8 protein-coding genes are annotated in these 6,839 nt (G+C 46.8%); 1 reads left to right on the top strand and 7 read right to left on the bottom strand.

All coding sequences use genetic code 11. The annotated features are described in order from the left end of the window. Positions 1–385: 385 nt before the first annotated feature. On the top strand, positions 386–1,243 hold the full coding sequence (locus ACTRXI_RS14500) for an HAD family hydrolase (RefSeq protein ID WP_474263657.1): 858 nt from the start codon (positions 386–388) through the stop codon (positions 1,241–1,243). 48 nt (positions 1,244–1,291) lie between these two features. On the opposite strand, the gene ACTRXI_RS14495 is transcribed toward ACTRXI_RS14500, so the two are convergent. The 7 genes from ACTRXI_RS14495 to ACTRXI_RS14465 all read right to left on the bottom strand — a co-directional run bounded on the left by ACTRXI_RS14495 (position 1,292) and on the right by ACTRXI_RS14465 (position 6,838). Beyond that, the gene (locus ACTRXI_RS14495) at positions 1,292–2,344 is read right to left on the bottom strand and encodes a P-loop NTPase (RefSeq protein WP_462868219.1); all 1,053 of its coding nucleotides are present in this window, start codon (positions 2,342–2,344) and stop codon (positions 1,292–1,294) included. A 193-nt stretch (positions 2,345–2,537) separates the two neighbouring features. Further along, positions 2,538–2,930, bottom strand: coding sequence for a 30S ribosomal protein S9 (rpsI, locus tag ACTRXI_RS14490; RefSeq protein WP_091616686.1), 393 nt, complete (start codon positions 2,928–2,930; stop codon positions 2,538–2,540). 20 nt (positions 2,931–2,950) lie between these two features. Further along, positions 2,951–3,388: a 50S ribosomal protein L13 gene (gene rplM, locus ACTRXI_RS14485; protein WP_322527231.1), complete on the bottom strand. Its 438-nt coding sequence runs from the start codon at positions 3,386–3,388 to the stop codon at positions 2,951–2,953. A gap of 222 nt (positions 3,389–3,610) precedes the next feature. Beyond that, on the bottom strand, positions 3,611–4,345 hold the full coding sequence (locus ACTRXI_RS14480) for a hypothetical protein (RefSeq protein WP_474263655.1): 735 nt from the start codon (positions 4,343–4,345) through the stop codon (positions 3,611–3,613). 70 nt (positions 4,346–4,415) lie between these two features. Continuing rightward, entirely contained in the window at positions 4,416–5,153 is a 738-nt protein-coding gene (gene truA, locus ACTRXI_RS14475) for a tRNA pseudouridine(38-40) synthase TruA (protein WP_474263653.1), read from the bottom strand. A gap of 19 nt (positions 5,154–5,172) precedes the next feature. Further along, positions 5,173–5,970 (bottom strand): energy-coupling factor transporter transmembrane component T family protein, encoded by a 798-nt coding sequence (locus ACTRXI_RS14470; RefSeq protein WP_474263651.1) that lies wholly within the window; start codon positions 5,968–5,970, stop codon positions 5,173–5,175. Further along, positions 5,963–6,838 carry an energy-coupling factor transporter ATPase gene (locus ACTRXI_RS14465; RefSeq protein WP_474263649.1) on the bottom strand — a complete coding sequence of 292 codons (876 nt, stop codon included), beginning with the start codon at positions 6,836–6,838 and terminating at the stop codon, positions 5,963–5,965. The genes ACTRXI_RS14470 and ACTRXI_RS14465 overlap by 8 nt, the downstream gene beginning before the upstream one ends. Position 6,839: the final 1 nt, after the last annotated feature.

Genomic DNA, 6,839 nt, shown 5'->3' with positions numbered 1-6,839 from the left:
CCGAAATGCCCTAAAAATGTGTTGCTTTTGATTGGGGCTCTGGCTTGTCTTTCCTTTTCAAAGAACGATCTGCCGCTCAAAGCGACAATTACTATCATACCAAGTAGGTAAGTGAAAGTCAACAACTTTTTAAGAAATATATTATTTCCGGCTGCTGTTTTTTCGCCTCTCTCGGAAGCGCATGTATAAATATATCACCGTGGCTCTAAGCGGTCAACAATTTTTTATAATTTCTTTTAAAAAATGCAGAAATAAATTAACGTATAATTAGCTATTCATTCCATAAGACCTTTTATAGGCCTTTCCTTTGCATTCTGATTACTAACTGCTTCGGATTTTATGCTATTCTAGTGGTATGTAATGGAAGAAAGGAGAGAATTGAACGTTGGCCGATATTCATTGGAATGATAAAGAATTATTGATTTTTGATCTGGATGGCACTCTATATGAGGATACTGAACACTTTGATTATTATGCTGAACGGCTGGCTGCTTTTATTGCAGACAAAGACCGGCCTGCGTTTTTCTCCGAGTACGAAGCTGTTCAAAACGGTGAACGTGATCTGCAGATAGGTACAGCATATGATGCAGAAAACGACCGGATTCTCTACCTCGACCCGGTCACCACCCAACCAGTAAGAGTCGTCAATTGGAGCGGGAGAGAAATAAAACCTTCTGTTTGGGCGGAAGAGTATAAGAACCTTTCTTTTGACTTTGACAGAAAAATAGCTATCGGGGACGGATGGTGGCCTCCCCATGCTACTGCCAGACATTTCGGAGTTTCGAAAGAAGAAGCCTACGCCGCTTACGTGGAAACAAAAACATATATGTCATCTGAGTCCTTCCAGCTTTCCCAGACTCCTTCGCTTCGGTCCGGCCTGCAATGGCTTCAATCTAACGGCAAGCAGATGGTGTTAGTTACCAATAGCGACGATGAAGATGCAGAATCTATTTTACAGCAATTAAACCTTCATGATCTGCTTCCTCCCTACACTAGAATTACTTCTGCCAACAAACCAGCCGAAACGAAAGATCATTACGAAAAATTATTGGAGGAGTACCGGGTGAGCCCCCAGGAAACGATGGTCATTGGGGATAACTTAATGAATGATGTAATGCCCGGCGTTCTGCTCGGGATTGAAGGCATTCATATAGGCCCTTTAGCTGATTCTCCTTCTAAATATATTTATACTGTTCCATCTCTGCAGCAGCCGATGGAAAATCTCATCCAATACAATAAATAGAAAAAAGCCGCCCGCAGATATCTGCGGGCGGCTTCTGTTTATTGACTGCTATTCAACAGGCACTTTGTTCATAATAGTTGACGCCAATTCATCATAAAGCTCACCGATTGGATGTTCCGGCTGATAAACAGATGGGGCAAACACACTATCATCTTCAAGCGGCTGTCCCAATGGAATGCGGCTAAGAATGCCAACCTTTAACTCATCAGACAGGCGGTCTGCCCCGCCCTCACCAAAGACATATTCTTTCTCACCGCTGCGGCTTTCATAATAAGCCATGTTTTCAATAATACCCAATACACGGTGATTGGTTTTTATCGCCATTGCTCCGGCACGGGCTGCTACAAATGCTGCCGTCGGGTGCGGCGTAGTGACGATAATTTCCTGACTTTCCGGCAGGGTAGTGTGAACATCGAGTGCCACATCCCCTGTACCCGGCGGAAGATCCAAGAGCAGGTAATCAAGGTCTCCCCACTCCACTTCGTTAAAGAAGTTGTTCAGCATTTTTCCGAGCATCGGGCCTCTCCATACTACCGGAGCGTTATCCTCTACAAAGAATCCCATCGAAATGACTTTAACGCCGAAACGCTCTACCGGATAGATCCGTTCATCCTGTACTTTCGGCCGTTCTTCAATGCCCATCATGTCCGGTACGCTGAAGCCGTAAATGTCTGCGTCAATAATACCTACTTTTTTTCCGGCACGGGCCAGCGCCACAGCTGTATTTACTGTAACCGTAGATTTACCAACTCCGCCTTTACCGCTTGCAATGGTAATAAACTGAGTTTTGTTATCCTCGGATAAAATCTTCGGTCCTTCTTCCCCTTTTAGGCCTCCGGCTTTTTCTACTTCTTCGGGTTCAAGAGTCTCAAAGCGGAGTCCTACTGAGTCGGCCCCGGCCTCTTTGATCGTATCCACTACCTGCTGCTGCATCTGCATTTGTTCGGGAGTACCAGTCTTTGCCAATGCTATTTTTAAACGCACTTTGCTGTCATCTTTGACACTGATACTGCGGATGCCGCCGGTTTCAACAATCGGCTTCCCCAGATCAGGATCTTCTATGGACTGAAGTGCTTCGCGCACCTGTTCTTCTGTAATCACATTGCACACCTTCCTTCTCTAGACTATAGCTGTAACTATTGGAAACATTCCTTATCTAGCATACCGTTTTTAAGAAGCATATTTCAAACGTTTACAACTAAAACCTGCTGTTTTTCTCTATATACAAGCAAACAATACAAAAAGAAAACCCCCTCTGCTGAATGCAGAAGGAGTTTCCGGGTAAAGAGATGAATTAACGCTTCGAGAACTGTGGCGCACGACGTGCTGATTTGAGACCGTATTTTTTACGTTCTTTCATACGTGCGTCACGAGTCAGGTAGCCTTCAGATTTCAGTGTAGGACGGAAATCCGGGTCTACTTTCAAGAGAGCGCGCGCTACTCCGTGACGAATAGCACCAGCCTGGCCGGTGAAACCGCCGCCTCTTACAGTTACTTTAATGTCATAAGAACCTTCCGTGCCTGTAGCAGCGAGTGGCTGCTTTACAACAAGCTTCAATGTTTCAAGGTTGAAATACTCGTCGAGTTCACGGTCGTTTACAGTGATTTTTCCATCGCCTGGCTCAAGAAAAACTCTAGCCGATGAGTTTTTCCGGCGTCCAGTACCGTAATATTGTACTTGTGCCAAATGTAGTCCCTCCTTTTATTTTAACCGCGCAGCTGCAGTTCTTCTGGTTGTTGTGCGTGGTGTTTGTGCTCTGGGCCTTCGTATACGAATAACTTCTTGCCTTGTTCGCGGCCAAGAGTATTTTTCGGAAGCATGCCTTTAATAGCAATTTCGAGCATTTTTTCTGGTTTCTCACGGCGCATGTCGTCTGCGCGTGTAGATCTCAGTCCACCCGGATAACCGCTGTGACGGTGATAATACTTTTGAGAAAGTTTTTTCCCGGTTAAGTGGATTTTTTCTGCATTAACAATAATCACGTTATCCCCAACGTCAATGTGCGGGGTATATTGTGGCTTTGTTTTACCGCGAAGGATTGCAGCGACTTCACTGGCAAGACGTCCGAGTGTCTGGCCTTGTGCGTCTACTACGTACCATTTGCGTTTTACGTCGCCTGGCTTAGCCATGTATGTCGTACGCATAGTTGTTTCCCTCCTAAATCAATTCTCTGCCGATTATATCATCGATCACTTGTCATATTTACGCTCATCATTCCGTATCCCGGGGCAGTGGGACGTGAAATGCCAAATAACATCGTATAATAATAGGGGCCAAATGTCAATGTTAAAACACCAGGAAACGTTGTTTTTTTATAATCAATTTTTTCCGTAGCCGGCTACGCTTTCAGCTGGCCTTAAAGACTGTTAACGCACGACCAGCCAGAGTACTGTGTACAGTGCGCAGCCTGCGGCAAAATACCGGAACGTGCTCTTCCGGTGCTGAGGTATTTCTTCCTGCATTACCTGATAAATAATACCCCCGGAAATAAACGCATAGATAACTGAGACCCACTCGTCCTTTAAATCAATGAGCAATCCAAAGAGCCAGCCTGCTAAAACTCCCGCTACTAAAAGCCACCGGCCAAATTTATCAAAGAGACGATGATTGATGGAGCGCATGCTGATATCTGAGGTTAACAGATAGACCGAAAGGGCAGCGAAATAAAAGACAGTTTCCTTTGCTGTGCCCATTTGGCCATGAAGCAGCAGGTAGCCTACGATAACATTAAACAATGTATAAAATGTAAGCGGAATTAAAAAGTAGAGGTTCCCGCTCCGAAGACGATCCCTCACGCTGTCTTCCCGATGAAATGAATGAGCAACCTTTTCAAGGGCATAGGTTAAAAGCAGGCCTCCCATAGCCACCAGGTAAGCATCATTATTTACCGTTTCTAAAAAAGCAGTACTGGTCTGGCTGTCAATCTGCTTTTGAGAAGTGCTCAAATTTGGCAGGGTGATAGAAAACACGTAAGCGATCGCTACTCCACCGGAAATCGAAATCAGCTTGCGGCGACCTGCGTTGGATATACGTCCGACAAATTTAACCGCAGCATGGACAGCAGCAAAAACCAGGACGAACAGAAAACTTACAAACGTCATAACCTCAGCTCCCTTAATTTTCTACCCACTACTGCTTTTTATAACCGGCCTGGATAAATACTTTCATCTGTCAGTAATTCACCTTCCAAAGATACAGACCGTGGCCGGGGGCCGTGTTACCGGCAGCAGCCCGCTCCTTCGCTTCAATAATAGATTTCATTTCTTCAGGGGAACGGTTGCCCTTTCCTATTTCGAGAAGCGTTCCTACAGCAATGCGAATCATATTGTATAAAAAGCCCGACCCGCGGAACGTAAACCACAGCTCCTCCCCGTCTAGCGTAGCATCTGCTTTGTATACCGTGCGGGTTTTTTCCTTCACGTCGGTATTGGCAGCGCAAAAGGAGGAAAAGTCGTGCTCCCCTTCAATGTAGCGGACTGCCTTCTGCACAGCTTCAACGTCCGTTGGATATGGGTAATAAAAGGCATGATTTCGGCGAAACACGTCACGCTCCTTACGCAGCAGCACGCAGTACCGGTACTCTTTCTCCACTGCGTCAAAACGTGCGTGGAAATCTTCATTGGCATACGCGGAGTGCCAGACGTGGATATCTTTTGACAGAAAGGATTCAAGGGCCTTTCCCCATTTGTGCTCCGGCAGCTGCAGCGGAGAATCAAAATGGAATACCTGGCCTTTTGCATGCACACCTGAATCCGTCCGGCCTGAAGCATGGATTGGCACATGGACACCTTTGTGCATTTTCTGGAGCGCCTCCTCGATTTCTCTCTGGACCGTCCGGCGGCCCGGCTGCACCTGCCAGCCTTCAAAAAACGTACCATCATACGCTACTGTTGCTTTCACTCTAGGCATTGGACTTTCCTCCTTTCGTTTACTGGCGTAAAAACAATAAAATAACTCCAAATGCCGCGATCAGAACGCAGCATAAAGTATCTCTCCAGCCCCACACGAGCAGACGGAGCTTTGTCCGCCCTTCTCCTCCGTTATAGCCGCGGGCCTCCATAGCATAGGCCAAATCCTCCGCCCGGCGGAAGGCACGTACAAATAACGGCACTAGAAGAGAAACAAATGCCTGCATCCGGTCCCGCATGGAGCCTTTGTTAAAATCAGCGCCGCGGGCCGTCTGGGCTTTAATAATTTTTTCTGTTTCCTGCAGGAGCGTAGGAATAAACCGGATCGCAATCGACATCATCATCGCCACATCGTAGGCGGGAAACCTAAAGCGCTCGAGCGGGGAAAACATTTGCTCTAATGCATCTGTAAGGTCAATCGGGCTCGTTGTCAGCGTTAAAAGCGACGTGAAATACACGAGCAGCAGCAAGCGAAGAGAAATAAACAGTCCCTGGCGGATGCCTTCCTCATAAAACGAAAATATACCGATCGAAAAGAGGATGTCTCCTTCTCTTGTAAAAAAAGCGTGCAGAAAAAATGTTAATATCACTAAAATAAATACCGGAAACATTCCCTTGCGGATATATCGAAATGGCACTCCGGAAAGAAAATAAACGGCTATCGCCGCCGCTCCGAAAAGCGCATATCCATTCCAGCTGTTCACGAGAAAAACTACAATGATTAAAAACAATACGGCGGCAATCTTCGCCCGGGGATCCATATGATGAAGAAAGGAGCGCCCCGGCAGATACTGGCCGATTATGACATTTTCAAACATGTGGCACCTCTCCGTTCTGAACGGCCTGCTCCCAGTAATCTGCAGCTTCTGCCGGAGAAAGCTTATAATGGGGGAAGCGGATGCCGCTGTCCCGTTCAATCTGCTGAAGCACCCGTACCTGCTCCGGGATATCCAAATCCATTCCCTGCAGCTTTTCCCGCTGGGCATAAATGGCTTCCGGTTCTCCCTGCATTTTGATCTCTGCATCCTCCATCACATACATGTACTCAGCAAATGCAGCCGCCTCCTCCATTTGATGCGTAATCATAATCGTTGTCGGCTGATACATAAGCTGCCAGTTCATAAATAGCTCCAGAATTTCTTTTTGTCCCTGGGGATCGAGACCAGCAGTTGGTTCGTCCAGAATAAGAATGTCCGGGTTGGTGGCAAGCACCCCGGCTATTGCTACCCTCCGCATCTGCCCCCCGCTCAGCTCGAACGGCGAGCGCTCCAGCAGTGTTTCACTAAGCCCCACCTGCTGCAGCAATTCTGGAAGCTTCTTTTGTATCTCCGCTATGTCCATTCCCTTATTTTTCGGCCCAAACAATAAATCTTTTTCGACGGTTTCCTCGAACAGCTGGTGCTCGGGATACTGAAACACCATTCCTACATGACTCCGCACCGCTTTGACCATTTTTCGCTTTGTTTTGGCTTCCAGCTGGTAATCCCCTACTGTTACCACGCCGGCGGACGGCTTAAGCAGTCCATTGATGTGCTGCACAAGTGTTGATTTCCCGGAGCCGGTACGCCCAATAACAGCCGTCACTGAAGAAGAGCGGAAGCAGGCATCTATGTTTTTAAGTGCTAATGTTTCAAACGGCGTTTTTTTCATATACACATGGCTTACGTTTTGAAAATTCACATCCATG

The organism is Marinococcus sp. LNHM4E3-1, from assembly GCF_056034405.1.
This window is presented reverse-complemented; position numbering and strand designations above follow the sequence as displayed.